Raw genomic sequence first — 17,296 nt, 5'->3', positions numbered from 1 at the left:
TTAGCCGCCGTGCAACATTCCCGCCGCGGCGATGGCAAGATGGAATAGGCAGAACCTATGCACCGTCAGGAGGATGATGGCCAAGTCGTTGAGCTATAAGGGCGTTATTTTTGCCGGCGGAATCACCATGATGGCGGGCTTCGTCGACGGGGTGGGGTTCTTGCACTTCTCCGGGTACTTCCTCTCCTTCATGTCCGGGAATTCCACCCGGTCCTCCGCGGCCCTGGCCACCGGGGACGCGAGCGGATGGTTGCTGGCCATGGGATTCGTGGCGAGTTTTGTCTTCGGAGTCATGCTCGCAACCCTGCTTTCCGCCCGGGCCAGACGCTACCGGCGGCCCCGGGTGATGTATCTATCCGCCACGTTGCTGCTGTGCGCGGCCGTACTGGGTGCGGCCGGAAATGTGCTGACCGCCTGCCTGCTGGCCGCCGCCATGGGCGCGGTCAACGTCAGCTACACGCGCTCCGGGGAGGTCTCGCTGGGACTGACCTATATGACCGGCACGCTGGTGAAACTCGGCCAGCACCTAGCCGGGGCGCTGTCCGGGGCCAACCGTGCGCTATGGGTGCCCTACGCGATCCTCTGGGCGATGATCACCCTCGGCTCGGTCTGCGGGGCCTTCGCCTATCTGCAGCTGGGATTGTCAGCCCTGTGGTTGGTGGCCGGAGGCATGCTGGCCTGGGCCAGCCTCGGGCTGTGGCGCGAACGCCGGATGGATAGCACCACCATTTAACCGCGATGCACCCGCGGACCGGAGCGGTCCGCGGGTGCATCATGTGGCGTTCTCCGAAACTTATTTGCTGGAAACCAGCCCGGCCTGCGGAGTGCGGACCAGGAACTTGTAAGCCACCGCGAGCAGCACCAGCCAGCCGGCGCCCGCGTAGAGCGCAATGCGGGTCTCGGCGCTCAGGGCCAACAGCAGCACCACGAAGGCCATGAATACCAGCGCGATCCAGGCGCTGGCGGTGCCCCCGGGAACCGCGAATTCGCGGTCCACCACGACGCCGGACTTTTCCTGGCGGCGCATCGCCAAATAGGAGGTGAGGATCATGATCCACACCCAGACGGTGGCGAAGGTCGCGATCGAGGCGATGATCATGAACAGCGATTCGGGCAGCAGGGCGTTGAGCAGCACGCCGACCAGCAGCACGATGGACATGGTCAGCACCGTCATCCACGGCACCCCGTGGCGTGAGATCTTCGCGAAGGAAGCCGGCGCGTGGCCCTCGCGGGACATCGCGAACATCATCCGCCCGGCGCCGAAGGTGTCCGCATTGATCGCCGACACCGCGGCGGTGATGACCACAGCGTTGAGCACGTGAGCGGCCGCCGGGAGGCCCAGCGCGTCGAAGATCTGCACAAACGGCGAGGCCGAACCGTCGATCTGGCGCCAGTCGAAGAGCATCATCACGATCGCCAGCGAAGCCACGTAGAACAGCAGAATGCGCCACGGCACGGTGTTGATCGCCGCGGGCACCGACTTGCCCGGATCCTCCGCTTCGCCGGCGGTGATGCCGATGGTTTCGATGCCGCCGAAGGCGAACATCACCACCGCGAAGGACAGCAGCAGGCCCATGAAGCCGTTGGGGAACAGCGTGCCGGCGCTCATCAGCGTGGCAAAGCCGGTGGCCGTTTCGGCGTCCGGGGCGCTGAAGCCGAAGACGATCAGCGCCGCGCCGCCGACGATCATCGCGATGATCGCGGTGACCTTGATGACCGCCAACCAGAATTCGGTTTCGCCGAAGACCTTGACCTTCATCAGGTTGATCGCGGCAATCAGCAGCACCACGGCCAGCACCCAGATCCACTGCGGCACCTGCGGGAACCAGAAGCGCATGTAGATGCCGAAGGCGGTGACGTCGGCGATCGCCACGATCGCCATCTCGAAGGTGAACGTCCACCCGGTGACGAACCCGGCGAAGCGGCCCAGGTAGCGCGAGGCGTAGTGGGCGAAGGATCCGGAGACCGGATGCTTGACGGCCATCTCGCCCATGGCGCGCATGACGATGAAAACCGCCGCGCCGCCGATCATGTAGGCGAAGAGCACGGCCGGGCCGGCTGCCTGGATGGCGGCGGAGGAGCCGTAGAACAATCCGGTGCCGATGGCCGAGCCGAGGGCCATGAAGCGGATGTGGCGGGCCGTGAGCCCGCGGGCGAGGGACGCCTTGATATCGGTCACGATGAAATACTCGGATCTACTTTGAGGTGCATGTGATCTGCGGCCGGAGACTTGAAGGTTCAAGCCAGCTGGTGCCTCAAGAATTTTACGTGGTGCATGATGCTGGACGGGGTTGTTTGTGGCCAAGCTCTATCGTGAGATAGCTCATCTGCGATGGGGAGACCACTGATTCCGCGATGTTCGGATGATTAAGCGGGAGCAGTTCAAAAATCGATCATTGACCGCTCCTTGTGTGCTGTGAATAAAGACGTTTTATCTGGTCAGCAACGTGTTGTGCCAAAGTTCAATAGATCCAGCTCAGGTATATTGAAGCGCGTATGTTGTGCGGAGCAATGGTAGACAGCGGATCGCATGAGTTCGGACTCCGGCAACCGGAGACAACCGCCGGCAGAAAGAACAAATGAAAAATACCGGACTACGACTAGCTGTCGCAGTAGCCCTTCTGTACTCGTTATTTGTGTCTTTTATGCTTACAAAGTCCATTGATGAGTCGACGCTGGCGGGCGCTAGCAGAATTCTCGTCTCGGGTACGGAGACTATGTCCGGCAACCAAGGACTATGCGAACTGGTCCAGGGATCCGCTGCAGAGTCCGGCTCAATCATCGTGCGTGAAAATCGTGACTTGCATGATGCATCGGTGCGTCACCTCTATCTGGCCAGTGGCAACAACGCCCAAAAAGAGGCGCAGTGGTTGGACACCGGTTTCCCGCAATTCAGCCAGAGCGTCAGCACTATCGTTCACGCAGCAACTGACCTTGATGGGATGGATCCGCGCGGAGAGTACTTCATCTTCGGCAATTCGGCCGCGCTGCGCATGGTTGAGCAAGACTTCACCGAGTTGGGTTATTCGGTAGAGACGTACAAGTCCGGCACCTCATTTCCGGCCCTTGCCGGCGAAATTTTCTTTGGCTTCTTAGGGCCGGCAACGATCGTTGCCTTATTGCTCGTGGCCTTATTGACCGGTTTTTCGGTTCTTTCACGGGCCAAGCACTACGCGATTTTACGGTTGCATGGCGGCACCATCAATACAGCCTTAAAACGAGATTCCCGGCAAGAGATAGTTGCCATCACGGTCATTCTTGCCTTGGGCTTCACGGCAGCATTGCTGGGGCTACTGCTATACAACGGATGGAACCAGCTGGGGAGATATCTGGAAACGGCGTTCAGCCTCGTGGGGCTCATGCTGCTGGTCATCACATGTTTGCATATTGGGGCGCTACATTTGGCGTTCGACGTGAAAATTCTCGACGCGATCAAAGGAAAATTCGGGTTCAAGGTTGCGGTGCCAGCCACCTATATTCTACGAATCCCGAGCATCATCTTGGCGGTATCACTTATCGCCTCGGCATTCGCTGCCAGTAGCGCGGCCGCGCAAGCACAGAGAAACCAGGATTCTTTAGCCGACGTAGGCAACGTGGCAAAGATTGTCTTTGAGGGACTTTTTGCTCCGCAACAGATAGACAAATTAGCCTTCGACACTGGGATTTGGCTTAAAGAGCAAGACCGTCTGGGGCACACCATCATGGTGAGCACGCTGGCAGAACACTCGGCAGACACCACGCTTCAAGACGAGGTGCTGCTAGTCAACCGAGGCTATCTGCAACGCAACCGAGTCCTTGATGCGCAAGGGCAGCAAATAACCAGTGTCCCGGACGACGAAGTTGTCATTATGGTCCCCGAATACTCCAAGCGCTCGGCTGAAGAGGTGGAAAGTGCACTGCTGGAAAACTATGGGGGTAGCCAATTACCCACGATAAGTACTGTGACGCTGCGTGATGCTCAGAGACACTTCCTCTACGGCAGCGCGGCCGATCGCCCAAACAAGGAAAGTCATCTGAATAACGCTATCGTTGTCGGTATCGGTGCCAACTCCGGGTTCATCGCGGACGATGAATACATGGGGCAAGCCAGCAGAGGACTAGTCTTGATGGCGGATGCAGAACAAGCCCGAATCGATACACCCCCAGAATTCTTGGGAACGTGGATTTCTGCCTACCTCCCGATCGCTCAAATGGCCGCCGACGAATCCGCGACGCGCCAGGAAGGACTTCGCTTTCAGGCAGTATGCGCCGTCGTAGCACTGCTGGTGCTCCTCGCTACCGCAGTTGGAATGGCGCAGATTCATGTCCGGTCCAATGCGCAAACGATCTTGGTGCGATATCTGAACGGCTGGTCTTTCTGGTCCACCCACCGGTGGCTCATCAAAGGTGAAGCTGTTGTCTTAGCGCTAGCCGTCGGATGGGCGGCGGTGACAGGAATTTGGACTGCTGTTCGTGCGAAGTCCTTCGGCGAGGTGTCCCATGCAGCCAGTGATTTGGCCGTCGCCCAATGGCAGCCTGTAGTGGTTCTGGGTGTCGCCCTTATTAATCTGTTGCTGCTTTTTGCTGTGGTGCACGCTAAGACTCAACGCCTGATTCGTACCCATAGTGAGGAAACCGCATGAGCACTATCGAAGTTCACGGGGCCACGAAATCTTTCGGTTCCAAGACGCTATTTCGTAACCTGACTTTTAGCGTGCCGACCGGGCAGTTGATGGCGGTGATGGGGGCTTCTGGATCAGGGAAATCGACTCTTTTGAACTGTCTAGGCCTGCTTGAAAGACTAGATGGCGGAAGCCTCATTGTTGGTGGTGAGAAAATTTCGGCATTCTCCAGCCAAGAACAACGGCGCTTTCGGCGGGACTCATTGGGTTACATGTTCCAAAACTATGCGCTGATCGAAAGCTCAACGATTCGGGATAACCTCGAAGTTGCATTGGCACCTGCGGGAAAAGCGAAGATCCGAACGACCGATTTTGACGGAGCCCTGGAACATGTAGGTCTCGGCGGGCGGGGTAAAGAGATGGTCTATTCCCTTTCCGGTGGCGAACAACAGCGGGTGGCCTTAGCCAGACTGATCGTTAAACGCCCTGCGCTAGTCTTAGCTGATGAACCTACCGGCGCGTTGGACAGCACTAATGAGTCCATGGTGATGAAGGAGCTTCGTAATATCGCAGCTGGGGGAGCCACCGTGTTAATCGCAACGCATTCGACGGCTGTGATGAACCATTGCGACACGGTTCTGGAATTGAGCTAGGTATACGCTGTCACCGGTTTGGGTCAGAATAGAGGCCGGACTCAGGGGCAGGCACCTGGGACGCGTTAATTATGTTGGCCCCCGGTGGCAGAATGGCCCTATGGAACTCGGATTTATCAGGCATGGACAGACCCGCTGGAACCTCGAAGGCCGATTGCAGGGAAGCAGCGATATCGCCTTGAACGACACCGGGCGCGGGCAGGCCCGCGAGGCGGTGGCGGTGCTCGGCGCCGGACGCTGGGACGCGATCGTCTCCTCCCCGCTGAGCCGCGCGCGGGAAACGGCGCAGATTATTGCCGACGGGTTGGGGCTGGAGCTCGGCCCGGCCTACGACCTGCTGATCGAGCGGGACTACGGCGAGGGCGAAGGGGTGCTGGAGACCGAGGCGGCGGAGCGCTGGCCGGGCAAGCTGGGCGGGGGCATCGAAGCGCTGGAATCGGTGGTGGACCGCGGGCGCCGGGCGATCGAGCAGATCGCCGCGGACTACCCGGGGCAGAACGTCGCGGTGGTCTGCCACGGCACGATCATCCGCTACACGCTCTCGCATTTCGCCGGCTACAAATTGGATACCATCCGCAACGGCTCGGTGGCGATCCTCGCCCGCCGCGCCGCGGGCTGGGAGCTGGAACTGGTCAACGACCGGGTGCCGCAGCCTCCGGTCACCGCACCGTAGCTAGCCGCCCACGGTGCGCCGCACGCTGCGCGCAAGCGACGAGTCGGCCTGCCGGTTCTTGACCGTGGCCAACCAGGAACCCAGGCGCAGGTAGGCCGCGGAGCGCACCGGCGCGGCGGAGAGGAACACGTCGTGCAGCGCATCGGGCAGCCGCACCAGGTGCAGCTCGCGGCCCAGGTTGATGCTGCGCTGCGCGACCACCTGCACGTTCAGCGCCACATCTGAGCGGGTGGCCGCGTCACTCCAGCGCGGCAGCAGGTAGTCCCGGGCGCTGAGCATCACCAGCACCGGCTGGCGCAGCTCCAACCCCTTTTTCACCTTCGCCTGGGCGGCGAATACCGCGGAGATGAATCCGGTGCTGAGCGTGAATCCGTTGGCCGGACGCCATTGCAGGTCATAGTCCCATTCGCCCTCGAAGCGGTTTGAGACGGTGCGGGTGTAGAAGCCCGGGTCGATGGTTGGCAGGTTCCGGTGCGGATTGCGCCCGCTGGCCACCGCCAGGAGCTTCGCCAGGGCGGTGCGCCCCAACTCGGAGGCCTGGAATTCCAGCCAGGGGCTGTTCAGCGCCAGCGCGTCCACCTTTGCCGGGTGCGCCGCGGCATACAGGGCGGCGCTCAGCCCGCCGGTGGAATGGGCGAGCATCACGAAGCGGGTTCCCGGGTGGGCGCTGGAGATGATCCGGTGCGCCGCATCGAATTCCTCGAAGTAGTCTTCCAGGTCGGTGATGAACCCCGGGGTGCTGTCCGCGGTGAGGTTGCGCCCGTAGTTGCGCAGATCCAGCGCGTAGAAGTCGGCTCCCGCGGTGCTCAGGAACTGCGCCAATTCGCGCTGGAAGAAGTAGTCGGACCAGCCGTGCACGTAGAGGATCGCCAGCCCGCGCAAGGGCGGGGCGAATTGCGGCCGCGCGGATTTCGGGCGGTGGCGGATCAGCGTCGCGGTTGACCCGTCGGACAGCGGGAGCGTGCGCCGGGTGAAGCCCTCGCCCAGGAGGTCCGCCTCCCAGCGGCCGGCGGCGGGGGAACGAAATTGGAAGGCCATGGAAACATCCTACGGGGCACGAAAAACGGCATCCCCCGGATGGGCTGGTTACCATCCGATGAATGCCGTTATTCGTGGCCGTACATTGGTAGTGCTCAGTCCGCTTGCGACGTGGGTCGCCTAGGTGCAGGAAACTTCTTGACGATCCACAGCAACAAGATGAACAACAATGCTGAGACTGCTGAAGCAACCACACAAGCCACCCAAGAGTAGAAAAACCCCGAGTAGCAAACAGTCATGACAACAAATCCGGTGGACCATGATGCGGCTTCTCGAAGAGGCTTGTTGCCTGGAAGTTTCGACTTGAGTACAGCTTCAATGATTCCGGCGACAATCGCAGTCGCAATCAACGTGCCCATCGCCCAGTAAACGAACCAACCAGCAATATCTTGACGAACTTGTTCCATTCCAAAAATCAAAATTGAACTTCCGATGCCCGCCGAAAGCGGAAGCGAGATGAACACCAAGACTGCAAAGAGAACCAGTATCACCCAGAAAATCGCGATGGCCTTGTTCAAAGGTTTATCGTCGTCGGTAGTTTCAGCCACAAATTCTCCATACCATTTAAAACGTCTAACTTACCATCTGGCTGGTATCAACTAGATGATGATGTTCATGATGCCCCACGCCGCGTCCTTCGCAAGGTCATATGGAATTCCAGCTGCTTGGAACGCGATGATCAACTCATTTTCGGATTTCAATTCCGCTTTGCGAACGAGAAGCGCCAGAGGTCGAGCGGTGAATGCCTAGCATGGCGTGGCAACTACGGGGCACGAAAAACGGCATCCCCCGGATGGGCTGGTTACCATCCGATGAATGCCGTTATTCGTGGCCGTACCGCTTCGCTTGTTGAGTTCAGGCGCGTGCAGCCGAGTTGGTGTCCTGGATTAGCCCGCTATCTCGTAGGCCGGAGCCGGGGTGTCCAGGTAGCGCAGGTAGGCGTTCTTGGTCAGGAAGGTCGGGAAGTCGTCGCGCAGCGCGCTGGCCTCGAAGATCTCCACCGCCTGCTCGAAGCGGTCCCCCTCGAAGCGCTCGATCCGCTCCATGGTTTCTTCGGCCAGATCCTGCACCCAGCGGCGGGTGATGATCTCGCCCTCGTCGGTGATGGCCGACTGGTGGATCCACTGCCACAGCTGGGAGCGGGAGATTTCCGCGGTGGCCGCATCCTCCATCAGGTTGCGCAGCGCCACCGCGCCGTTGCCGCGCAGCCAGGACTCGATGTAGCGGATGGCGATCTCGATGTTCTCGCGGATCCCGCGCTCGGTGATCCGGCCCTCCAGGCCTGCCACGTTCAGCAGCTCGCTTTCGGAAACTTCCACGTCCTCGCGGGTCCGGGAGATCTGGTTCGCGTTGGCGCCCAAAACCTCGTCGTACACCTCGCGGGCCACCGGCACCAGGTCCGGGTGGGCCACCCAGGAGCCGTCGAAGCCGTCGTTGGCCTCGCGGGACTTGTCCTCGGAGACCTTCGCGAAGGCGAGCTGGTTGATGGAGGCGTCCTTGCGGCTAGGCACGAAGGCGCTCATTCCGCCGATGGCGCTGGCGCCGCGGCGGTGGCAGGCACGGACCAGCTGCTCGGTGTAGGCGCGCATGAACGGGCTGGTCATGGTCACCAGGTCCCGGTCCGGGAAGACGAAGCGCGGGCCGCGGGAACGGAAGTTCTTGATGATCGAGAAGATGTAGTCCCAGCGTCCGGCGTTCAGCCCGGCCGAGTGCTCACGCAGCTCGTAGAGGATCTCCTCCATCTCGAAGGCCGCGGTGATGGTCTCGATGAGCACCGTGGCGCGGATGGTGCCGCGTTCGATGCCCAGCAGCTGTTGGGCCAGCAGGAACACGTCGTTCCACAGCCGCGCTTCCAGGTGGTTCTCCAGCTTCGGCAGGTAGTAGTAGGCGCCGCGGCCCGAATCGATCAGCCGCTGGGCGTTGTGGAAGAAGTGCAGGCCGAAGTCGACAAAGGCGCCGGCGATCGGCGTCCCGTCGATCAGCAGGTGCTTCTCCGGCAGGTGCAGCCCACGCGGGCGGACCACGATGGTTGGCAGCTGCGACAGCTCGTAGCTGTGCAGCTTGTAGTCCCGGCCGTCCGGGGCGGTGAAGTCGAGCTCGCCGTCCAGCACGCGCAGCAGGTTCACCTGGTTCTTGATCACGTTCTGCCAGGTCGGTGAGCAGGCGTCCTCCATGTCGGCCAGCCATACGTTCGCGCCGGAGTTCAACGCGTTGATCGCCATCTTGCGCTCGATCGGTCCGGTGATCTCCACCCGGCGGTCCTCCAGGCCCGGAGCGATCGGGGCCACCTGCCAGCTTGAATCTTCGCGGATGTGGCGGGTTTCCTCCAGGAACTTCGGGTCCTTGCCATTGGCGATGCGCGCCCGATTCAGCTGGCGGCGCTGCATCAGCTCGGCGCGGCGGCCTTCGAACGCCTGGTGCAGGGCGGCGATGAATTCAAGGGCTTGTGCGGTGAGGATCTGCTCCTGGTAGCGCACTGGGGTAGCGGTGATCTGGATCGGGTTCAGGGAGGTGGGGGTTGGCATGATCTTTTCCTTAAAAGTTTGAGGGCGGTGGGGCCGGCGTCATTGCCGGCCCCACCGTCCGGACCGCTGGGGTCCGAGTTAGTGGAACTGGCCTTCTTCGGTGGAGCCGACCAGAGCGAGGGTGGAGGCATTGGGGTTCAATGCCGTGGCGATCGCGTCGAAGTAGCCGGTGCCTACTTCGCGCTGGTGCTTGGTTGCGGTGTAGCCGCGGGACTCGGAGGCGAATTCGCGCTCCTGCAGTTCGACGTAGGCGCTCATGCCTTCGCGGGCATAGCCCTCGGCGAGGTCGAACATCGAGTGGTTCAGCGCGTGGAAGCCGGCCAGCGTGATGAACTGGAAGCTGAAGCCCATCGCGCCGAGTTCGCGCTGGAACTTGGCGATCGTCGCGTCGTCCAGGTGCTTCTTCCAGTTGAAGGAAGGCGAGCAGTTGTAGGAGAGCATCTGATCCGGGAAGTCGGCCTTGACCGATTCGGCGAACTTGCGGGCCATTTCCAGGTCCGGGGTTCCGGTTTCCATCCAGATGAGGTCGGAGTACGGAGCGTAGGCCTTGGCGCGGGCGATGCATGGTTCGATGCCGTTGCGGACCTTATAGAAGCCCTCCGCGGTGCGCTCGCCGGTGATGAATTGCTGATCGCGTTCGTCGACATCCGAGGTGATCAGGGTTGCCGCCTCGGCGTCGGTGCGGGCGATGACCACCGAGGGAGTGCCGGCCACGTCGGCCGCCAGGCGGGCCGCATTCAGCGTGCGGACGTGCTGCTGGGTAGGGATCAGCACCTTGCCGCCGAGGTGGCCGCACTTCTTTTCCGAAGCCAGCTGGTCTTCCCAGTGGACTCCCGAGGCACCGGCGGTGATCATCGACTTCATCAGCTCGTAGGCGTTCAGCGGGCCGCCGAATCCTGCCTCGGCATCTGCGACGATCGGGACCATCCAGTCCTCGACGCTTTGGATGCCCTCGGAGAATTCGATCTCATCTGCACGGAGCAACGCGTTGTTGATGCGGCGTACGACCTGCGGAACCGAGTTGGCCGGGTAGAGCGACTGGTCCGGGTAGGTCTGGCCGGAAATGTTTGCATCCGCGGCGACCTGCCAACCGGAGAGGTAGATGGCCCGCAGGCCGGCCTTGACCTGCTGGACCGCCTGGTTGCCGGTCAACGCACCCAGTGCGTTGGTGTAGCCGCCGGTCGGGGTTTCTTCGGTCAGCTGCTTCCACAGCTTCTCGGAGCCACGCTTGGCCAGGGTGTGCTCTTCCTGAACCCGGCCCTGCAGTTTCACGACGTCGGCTGCGCTGTAGTCGCGGGTGGTCCCGTTCCAGCGTGGGTTGTTCGCCCAATCGTTTTCGATAGTTGCGATGCGGTTGTCGATCGAATTCTGCTCGGTCATTGTTCTGGCCCCTTCGCCCACATGTTGGTGTTCGCCCGAATCGGAGAGATGCGGTGAACTTCTTCGTGACACTTACTTTTCCGTAGATGCAAGGGGGCGAATAGGGGTATTCGAGGGAAAGATTCCCGGTTCTTCGAGAAAGCTGAAAAAAGTAGGTTTCTTCGCGTGAATAAGTGAAAAATGGCAGAAATGGTTGATTTGGAGACTTCGTAATCTGAAGAAGTGTTTTTCTTGAGGAATGAAGTGGTGGTGGTTTGGGGTTTTTGGGCGCGCCAAAGGCAGCCAAACCAGGTGTGTGCGATCTATGGCGGTTACGGCAGGTCTAGCGAAACGACGGCCATGAATCCGCGCCCGGAGATCGTCGGTTCGGCCGTATCACCGCCGATGACGGTATCGCGCAGTTCGAGCTTGCGCTCTTCGCCGTGCAGCGTCAGGACGCCGTTGCCCTGCAGCATGATGCCCAGCTGGCCATCGAAGAGGTACTGCTCGCGCTTCTTGGAAAGCTCAACGATGCGCACCGTGCCGCGTACCCGCTCGGGCCGGGTGAGCAGATGCAGAACCAGCAGCTCCTGTGCGGGCTGGCTGGTGGAGACCGGAAGCGTTGCCTCGATTTTCAGCGGGCGCAGCGGTTCCAGGCCTTGCGCCTGCCCGTCGACGTCGAGCTGGAGAAAATCTCCGGCTAGCAGGGTGAGCACCTGCGAGGTCCCCGCGTTGTGGAAGGACCCGGCCTTTTCGATCGAGCGAATCGAAAGTTGCCAGCTGCCCGAATCTTGGGATGCCGCGGTGAGCTGCCCGCCGTCAGTCAATTCACCGGCGCAGATCTGGCGGATCTGGCCCAGCTCCCACTGCTTCTTGCTGCTCTGGGCAAGCGGGGTGATGGAACCTGGCAGGAATTGCTGGGGAGCTTCACTCATGGTTCGAGTTTACTTCTCCAAGAGGGTCATCAGCTCATCGACCACCCGCGCGGTGCTCTGCGTGGCATCGATGACGGGCCAGCCGTGGGTTGCCGCAAGCCGCAGATACTCTGCCCGGCTGGCATGCAAGAAGGCGTAGGTTTCCGAATCCTCGCCGCGCGCAAGGATGCGAGCATGAGCGGTGCGCACGTCGACGTCGAGGACGACCACCTGCGCCCGCTGCACGCTGTTCCGGGCCAGCCAAGTCAGGAAGCGTCCGTGCGGCAACTGGCGGATGCTGCGCAGCGCAAGCTGGCAAAAGAGGTGGCGGTCCATCACGGTCACGCCCGGGAACAGCGCGGCTCGCCTAGCGTTCAAGGCGATGTTGCCGGTGCGGATCATCGTCTCCATCGCGTCCTGAAGGGCTATTGGCATAGTGAGCCCGAGCTTTTGTTCCGCACGCGTCAGCCAGCGGCGCCCGGCAGGGTTTGCCAGGCTTTGGGCAGCTTGGCCACGGAGCTCCAAGCTGCGCACCAGTTCGCGGATGGTGGTGGTTTTCCCCGCACCGTCCATGCCCAGAATAATCAGGGCCTGGCAGGAATCCTCGGCGGGGGCTCGAACGGCAGGCGTGATGGGTCTAATGGCAATGGAGGCGATCTTGCGGCTCCCTTCGAATATTGGTGGATGGACAGTGTGCTCGAAACGTATAACGAGTGGCAACGCCGTGGTGATACCAATTTCTGGCTGAAAATTCGATGTGAATCTCATGAAGGCTGCTTGTGCGGGACGCGGTTCAACGGCGGTAACCGGAGTGGCCATCCCAGGCAAGGGCGAAAACAGAACTCAGCGGTGAAAGCGAAGAAGCCGAAAACTTTGGCGCGTAAGCTAACGAAACGACGTTATCGACGCGATTTTTACCGAATTTCTAGAAAAATTACCTGTTCTTCGCTTAGGCTATGAATGTGACTGCACCCACATGGAATCGAAGCTCATCGCAAGAACCGGAAACCGATCAGGGAATTGACGCCGCCCTGGACACGCTCGCGCTCGGCCGGCGGATCCGCCACCTGCGCAAATCCCAGGGGTTGACCCTGGACGACGTTTCAACCTTGGTCGATACGGCGCCGAGCCAGCTGTCGCTGATCGAAAACGGCAAACGCGAACCGAAGCTTTCCCTGCTGAAGTCTCTGGCCAGGGCGTTGCAGGTAGGTGTTGATGATCTACTAGGTGCGGAGCCTCCCACTCGTCGCGCGGCGCTGGAAATCGATTTGGAACGGGCCCAACGCGGCCCGCTCTACGAGGCATTGGGTCTGCCCACGGTGCGGGTCGGCACGCGGTTGCCGATGGACGTGCTGGAATCCCTGGTCGGCCTGCAGCATGAATTGGAGCGCCGGCTCAACGAACAGGCGGCAACTCCCGAGGAAGCTCGTCGAGCCAACACGGCATTGCGCCAAGAGATGCGCCAACGCAACAACTACTACAAGGAAATCGAGCAGGAAGCGGCCAAGGTGCTCGCGGCGGTAGGCCACGACGAAGGCCCGCTCTCGCACCATCGCGCGGCGGATATCGCCGAGCATCTCGGCTTCAGCCTCCGGTTCGTGGGAAATCTCCCGCACTCGACCCGTTCGGTCACGGATCTGAAGAACAAAAGGATCTATCTGACCCAGACCAGCCGCTCCGAGCATGATCCGCGCTCGGTGCTATTGCAGGCGCTGGGCCACTACCTGCTCGGGCATGAGGCACCCACAAGCTATGCGGACTTCCTGGACCAGCGCGTCGCCACAAACTATTTCGCCGCGGCGCTGATGATGCCGGAGAAATCCACCACGGCATTCCTGCGCCGGGCCAAGGCCAACCGGGAACTGGCCATTGAGGATCTGCGTGATGCCTTTGCGGTTTCCTACGAAACCGCGGCGCACCGGTTCACCAATCTCGCCACCGAGCATCTGGGCATGACCTGCCACTTCCAGAAGGTCCACGAATCGGGCATCCTGCACAAGGCCTACGAGAATGACCGGGTGAATTTTCCTGCCGACCATACCGGCGCCATCGAAGGGCAGAGCATCTGCCGCTACTGGACCAGCCGCGTGGTCTTTGACCAGCTGGATAAGTTCCGCTCCTTCGAGCAGTACACGGACACGGTCAACGGGACCTATTGGTGCACCGCGCGGACCGAGCGGCACTCCTCGGGATTGTATTCACTGTCCATAGGCGTTCCCTTTGAGCATGTGAAATGGTTCCGCGGCCGCGACACCAAGGAGCGTTGCCAGTCGACCTGTCCAGATGAAAATTGCTGCAGGCGTCCACCGGCCGAGCTGTCCAGCGAGTGGTTCGGCAACGCATGGCCTTCGACGCGCGCCAACACCCACCTCTTGGCCGCCATGCCAACCGGGGCCTTCCCCGGCGTGGATGAGACCGAGGTCTACCGCTTTTTGCAGCAGCAGAGATAGCCAATAAGTGGCGATGAATCGAAGCGATTTGTTCTTGCCGGTGCGTCGGATCGAGGCAAGCGAGCCGAATGCCGAGTTGCCCGCGCACTGGCCTATGGTGATGCCGCCGGTACGCCAACTTCTGCTCGAAGGCCTGGACTTGGGAGCGGTGACCGTAATGGTGGGGGAGAACGGGGTCGGCAAGTCAACGCTGCTCGAAGCTCTGGCCATCGCGTACGGGTTGAACGCCGAGGGCGGATCCACCGGCGCCATGCATGCCACCCGGGCCTCTGAATCCACCCTCTCGCAGCTGCTGAAACTTCACCGTGGTGCTGCCGCCTCACGCAAGGGGTTCTTTCTGCGTGCCGAAACCATGCACTCTTTCTACACGTACTTGGAGGAATCGAGAGTGGGATCGGCGTTGCATGAGCGCAGCCATGGCGAATCTTTCTTGGACCTCATCGAGGAACGGATCCGGCTCAAAGGGCTGTGGGTCCTCGACGAGCCCGAGTCGGCGCTGTCCCTAACCGGCAGCGTGCAGTTGATCGAGCGGCTGCGCGGGATCGTAGAGCGCGGCTCGCAGGTGCTCATCTCCACCCATTCCCCGGTACTGGCCGCCTTCCCCGGAGCACGAATACTGGAGGTCGGTTCCTGGGGGTTCCGCGAGCGCGAATACGACCACTTGGAACTGGTCAGAAACTGGCGGGAATTCTTCACCGATCCGGACGCTTTCCTCGGCTCGCCGGAGACGGAGTAACCGCGCAGAATTGCTGCACCGATGATGGTGAAACAGATGGTGATCACCGCCGGGGGCTTGGTGATCCAGGGACCGAAACGACTGGGGGTTCTGGCCTTGCCCGAAGGTACACGCAGTCATTCGGATACCGTCTGTTTTTGTGTTGCGATGTGCCAGACATCAGTTCAGGTGCCTTCGAATGAATTTCTCGGTGGCTTCGGTCAATTGTGCGCCATCCTCGGCGACGCTGCGACCGGAACGGGCAACCTTGAATGAATGGTCACCGCCCTCGAACCAGATAAGTTCGCAGTCGGCGTTCAACCCTGCGACTACGCGAGAGATGATTGCCGGGTTCGCGAAGGGATCACGGGTTCCTTCGAGGAAAAGCATCGGTGTGCTCAGCGGGTAGAGATGCTCGTCGCGAAGCTTTTCTTCCTTCTTGGGTGCATGCAAGGGATACCCAAGAAAAATGAGCGCTTCGGTGGGCATGTCCTCGGCAACCGCCAGAGACGCCATTCGCCCGCCGAAGGATTTCCCGGCGGTAAAAACGGGTAGGTCGCCTGTCAGGTGGGTGCCGGCCCATTCTCGGACGTGTTTCCACACCGCTAGGGCAACGGGAGCCTTATTAGGAAACTTCTTCCCGGCGTCCATATAGGGGAAGTTAAAACGCAATACCGATACTCCACGCTGAGCCATTGCTTGGGAAAACCCCGACATGAAGTCGTGGTCTTTGCCCGCTCCAGATCCATGAGCCAGAATCAGAAAAGCGCTGGGATGCTCCGCGTGGTCAACGATGGCGGTGAGGGTTCCGCTTTCCCATGGGATTCTCATTTCCTGGTCCATGCCTTCAAGGCTAAGTCTTGTTGTTCGGTTCCACGAACCGGGTGTTCACCACTTTGGCTCGTATGCGCGGGCCGGGGCCCGTCACTGACCAAACGCCTACTGGGTCCACTCTGATTTGTGTTCGGTACTCGTTTCCTCAGTTCCCTGCACCTTGACGGTGAGAGTTTCCACCTGCTCCGGTCCGTGGGCTTTGCTGTTGATTTTGAGCATCATGTTGCCCGAAACGAAGTCGACGCCGGGTATCGAATCGGTATCGTAGGTGTTCCCCTGCCAGATCCCCGGGGCGAGGGTGACGACTAGCTCGCCAATTGCCGGGGAAGAGACCGAATCGATGTAGGCGTGGGGATCGGTGGGAATGCAGTCGCGATAGGTTTCGATCTTCTTGATGTTCGCCGAGCAGAATGACTCGTAGGTATCATTCATTGCTTCGAGCCACTGCACGTACTTTTCCTCGGCCCAAGCCTCCCGGTCAGCCGGGTCCGCTCCGGTGCGGGCACGCGAGAAGGTGCCCGAATGCTGCTTGTTCTCCGTGGCAAAGGTGACCGATTCGAGCTCCGGGGATTTTTTGCCGATGCTTTCGAACATGATCCGCCCCATAAATCGCAGTTCGTCCGTGGAGACTTCATGGCTTTCGGCCGATCCGTCCTGATTAAAACGGTATGAGTTGTCCAGATGAATGGACAGATGCCCGGGCTTGGGTGAATCCCACGAATTCATGAGCTTGTAGGCACCGAGAAAACCCTTGACCGACTTGATGCCGGAGTTATCCAACCAGGCCTGGATCTTGGAATCGGCCCAGTCCTGTCCGCTAGCGTCTATGCCGCGCGCAGGATCATAGTCTTGCGTCGCTGAGGATTCGGCCGCAGCGGGGCTCGGGCTTGGCGAAGGTGATGACGTCGTGGCCGAAGCCGGAACACCTGCAGTTTCGCCGGGCGGTGGGGTTGCTTGAACCGAGCAACCGGTCAGCGCCAAGGCGGCTAGCGCCGCGGTGAAAACTACGCGCAAGCGCATGAGAACCTCCGGAGACTCGAGTAAATATCAGTCTATCGAAGCAAATTCGCTCAGCAAGTTTCGGTAGTGCGTGTGACTTAGTGTGGGTCGGAAAGGCAGAAGGTAATGCCGAAGGGATCGCGCAGTACGCTCCACCCAAAGCTAGGATCCTCGGTGTGTTCTTCAACCAAGACCGCGCCAGCGGCCACAAAGCCGGCCACGGATTGTTCGCGGTCGCCGTCGGCCTCTAGATCGAGATGCACTCGATTCTTATCAGCGGAGACCGACCCAACCTTCTGGAATCCAAGCCTGGCGCTGAAGCCCGGGGCGGTAAGCATGGTGAACCCCGGGTACTGCCCGGCGTATTCGGCTCCGAGACGTTCCCGCCACCACTCGGCGGCAGCCACTTCGTCTAGGGCATCGAGGGTGATCATGGCGATGTTTGGCATGAGCTCAACCTACCGCGAGCCGGCAGTGGTTTCTAGACTTAAACGAAAAGCAGACCCAACAGATCGCGATGATCTGTTGGGTCTGG

The 17,296-nt window shown here is 60.7% G+C and carries 16 protein-coding genes; 6 read left to right on the top strand and 10 right to left on the bottom strand.

Translation table 11 applies throughout. The features are described from left to right. Nucleotides 1-76 precede the first annotated feature (76 nt). Nucleotides 77-733, top strand: coding sequence for a YoaK family protein (locus CQ017_RS09365; protein ID WP_105553671.1), 657 nt, complete (start codon nucleotides 77-79; stop codon nucleotides 731-733). 60 nt (nucleotides 734-793) lie between these two features. Here CQ017_RS09365 and CQ017_RS09360 read toward each other — a convergent pair whose 3' ends face one another. Continuing rightward, nucleotides 794-2,122: an amino acid permease gene (locus tag CQ017_RS09360; RefSeq protein ID WP_105553670.1), complete on the bottom strand. Its 1,329-nt coding sequence runs from the start codon at nucleotides 2,120-2,122 to the stop codon at nucleotides 794-796. 457 nt (nucleotides 2,123-2,579) lie between these two features. Here CQ017_RS09360 and CQ017_RS09355 point away from each other — a divergent pair, with 457 nt between their 5' ends. The 3 genes from CQ017_RS09355 (at nucleotide 2,580) to CQ017_RS09345 (ending at nucleotide 5,927) form a co-directional block, all read left to right on the top strand. Then, on the top strand, nucleotides 2,580-4,622 hold the full coding sequence (locus CQ017_RS09355; RefSeq protein WP_105553495.1) for a hypothetical protein: 2,043 nt from the start codon (nucleotides 2,580-2,582) through the stop codon (nucleotides 4,620-4,622). Continuing rightward, nucleotides 4,619-5,254 (top strand): ABC transporter ATP-binding protein, encoded by a 636-nt coding sequence (locus CQ017_RS09350; RefSeq protein WP_105553494.1) that lies wholly within the window; start codon nucleotides 4,619-4,621, stop codon nucleotides 5,252-5,254. The genes CQ017_RS09355 and CQ017_RS09350 overlap by 4 nt, the downstream gene beginning before the upstream one ends. Nucleotides 5,255-5,354: 100 nt before the next feature. Further along, nucleotides 5,355-5,927, top strand: coding sequence for a histidine phosphatase family protein (locus CQ017_RS09345; protein ID WP_105553493.1), 573 nt, complete (start codon nucleotides 5,355-5,357; stop codon nucleotides 5,925-5,927). Here the strand turns inward: CQ017_RS09345 and CQ017_RS09340 are convergent, their stop codons facing one another. From CQ017_RS09340 to CQ017_RS09315, 6 genes are all read right to left on the bottom strand, one after another. Continuing rightward, on the bottom strand, nucleotides 5,928-6,965 hold the full coding sequence (locus CQ017_RS09340; RefSeq protein ID WP_105553492.1) for an alpha/beta hydrolase: 1,038 nt from the start codon (nucleotides 6,963-6,965) through the stop codon (nucleotides 5,928-5,930). 95 nt (nucleotides 6,966-7,060) lie between these two features. After that, on the bottom strand, nucleotides 7,061-7,513 hold the full coding sequence (locus tag CQ017_RS09335; RefSeq protein WP_105553491.1) for a hypothetical protein: 453 nt from the start codon (nucleotides 7,511-7,513) through the stop codon (nucleotides 7,061-7,063). Nucleotides 7,514-7,852: 339 nt separating this feature from the next. After that, entirely contained in the window at nucleotides 7,853-9,490 is a 1,638-nt protein-coding gene (aceB, locus tag CQ017_RS09330) for a malate synthase A (RefSeq protein ID WP_105553490.1), read from the bottom strand. A 78-nt stretch (nucleotides 9,491-9,568) separates the two neighbouring features. After that, the gene (aceA, locus tag CQ017_RS09325; RefSeq protein WP_105553489.1) at nucleotides 9,569-10,870 is read right to left on the bottom strand and encodes an isocitrate lyase; all 1,302 of its coding nucleotides are present in this window, start codon (nucleotides 10,868-10,870) and stop codon (nucleotides 9,569-9,571) included. 311 nt (nucleotides 10,871-11,181) lie between these two features. After that, the gene (locus CQ017_RS09320; RefSeq protein WP_105553488.1) at nucleotides 11,182-11,784 is read right to left on the bottom strand and encodes a HutD family protein; all 603 of its coding nucleotides are present in this window, start codon (nucleotides 11,782-11,784) and stop codon (nucleotides 11,182-11,184) included. 9 nt (nucleotides 11,785-11,793) lie between these two features. After that, entirely contained in the window at nucleotides 11,794-12,336 is a 543-nt protein-coding gene (locus tag CQ017_RS09315; protein WP_258133568.1) for a thymidylate kinase, read from the bottom strand. 389 nt (nucleotides 12,337-12,725) lie between these two features. Between CQ017_RS09315 and CQ017_RS09310 the strand changes: the two genes are divergently transcribed. Beyond that, entirely contained in the window at nucleotides 12,726-14,213 is a 1,488-nt protein-coding gene (locus CQ017_RS09310; protein WP_374954790.1) for a helix-turn-helix domain-containing protein, read from the top strand. Nucleotides 14,214-14,226: 13 nt separating this feature from the next. Beyond that, nucleotides 14,227-14,949 carry an ATP-binding cassette domain-containing protein gene (locus CQ017_RS09305; protein ID WP_105553486.1) on the top strand — a complete coding sequence of 241 codons (723 nt, stop codon included), beginning with the start codon at nucleotides 14,227-14,229 and terminating at the stop codon, nucleotides 14,947-14,949. A gap of 159 nt (nucleotides 14,950-15,108) precedes the next feature. Here the strand turns inward: CQ017_RS09305 and CQ017_RS09300 are convergent, their stop codons facing one another. From CQ017_RS09300 to CQ017_RS09290, 3 genes are all read right to left on the bottom strand, one after another. Next, nucleotides 15,109-15,759, bottom strand: coding sequence for an alpha/beta family hydrolase (locus CQ017_RS09300; protein ID WP_258133567.1), 651 nt, complete (start codon nucleotides 15,757-15,759; stop codon nucleotides 15,109-15,111). Between the two features lie 108 nt (nucleotides 15,760-15,867). Further along, nucleotides 15,868-16,782, bottom strand: coding sequence for a hypothetical protein (locus CQ017_RS09295; protein ID WP_105553484.1), 915 nt, complete (start codon nucleotides 16,780-16,782; stop codon nucleotides 15,868-15,870). A 77-nt stretch (nucleotides 16,783-16,859) separates the two neighbouring features. Then, complete coding sequence (locus tag CQ017_RS09290; RefSeq protein WP_105553483.1) at nucleotides 16,860-17,210, bottom strand: VOC family protein; 351 nt, start codon at nucleotides 17,208-17,210, stop codon at nucleotides 16,860-16,862. Nucleotides 17,211-17,296 lie beyond the last annotated feature (86 nt).

It is taken from the genome of Arthrobacter sp. MYb224 (assembly GCF_002975455.1).
GTDB lineage: Bacteria > Actinomycetota > Actinomycetes > Actinomycetales > Micrococcaceae > Glutamicibacter.
The sequence above is the reverse complement of the archived record's forward strand: the minus strand, read 5'-3'. Positions and strand labels throughout refer to the sequence as shown.

What these genes read in the sequence shown, in the direction of transcription:
- CQ017_RS09365 (WP_105553671.1), top strand. Translation starts at nt 77, where the DNA reads ATGGCCAAGTCGTTGAGCTATAAGGGCGTTATTTTTGCCGGCGGAATC.
- CQ017_RS09360 (WP_105553670.1), bottom strand. Translation starts at nt 2,122, where the DNA reads ATGGCCCTCGGCTCGGCCATCGGCACCGGATTGTTCTACGGCTCCTCC.
- CQ017_RS09355 (WP_105553495.1), top strand. Translation starts at nt 2,580, where the DNA reads ATGAAAAATACCGGACTACGACTAGCTGTCGCAGTAGCCCTTCTGTAC.
- CQ017_RS09350 (WP_105553494.1), top strand. Translation starts at nt 4,619, where the DNA reads ATGAGCACTATCGAAGTTCACGGGGCCACGAAATCTTTCGGTTCCAAG.
- CQ017_RS09345 (WP_105553493.1), top strand. Translation starts at nt 5,355, where the DNA reads ATGGAACTCGGATTTATCAGGCATGGACAGACCCGCTGGAACCTCGAA.
- CQ017_RS09340 (WP_105553492.1), bottom strand. Translation starts at nt 6,965, where the DNA reads ATGGCCTTCCAATTTCGTTCCCCCGCCGCCGGCCGCTGGGAGGCGGAC.
- aceB (WP_105553490.1), bottom strand. Translation starts at nt 9,490, where the DNA reads ATGCCAACCCCCACCTCCCTGAACCCGATCCAGATCACCGCTACCCCA.
- aceA (WP_105553489.1), bottom strand. Translation starts at nt 10,870, where the DNA reads ATGACCGAGCAGAATTCGATCGACAACCGCATCGCAACTATCGAAAAC.
- CQ017_RS09320 (WP_105553488.1), bottom strand. Translation starts at nt 11,784, where the DNA reads ATGAGTGAAGCTCCCCAGCAATTCCTGCCAGGTTCCATCACCCCGCTT.
- CQ017_RS09315 (WP_258133568.1), bottom strand. Translation starts at nt 12,336, where the DNA reads ATGGACGGTGCGGGGAAAACCACCACCATCCGCGAACTGGTGCGCAGC.
- CQ017_RS09305 (WP_105553486.1), top strand. Translation starts at nt 14,227, where the DNA reads ATGAATCGAAGCGATTTGTTCTTGCCGGTGCGTCGGATCGAGGCAAGC.
- CQ017_RS09300 (WP_258133567.1), bottom strand. Translation starts at nt 15,759, where the DNA reads ATGAGAATCCCATGGGAAAGCGGAACCCTCACCGCCATCGTTGACCAC.
- CQ017_RS09295 (WP_105553484.1), bottom strand. Translation starts at nt 16,782, where the DNA reads ATGCGCTTGCGCGTAGTTTTCACCGCGGCGCTAGCCGCCTTGGCGCTG.
- CQ017_RS09290 (WP_105553483.1), bottom strand. Translation starts at nt 17,210, where the DNA reads ATGCCAAACATCGCCATGATCACCCTCGATGCCCTAGACGAAGTGGCT.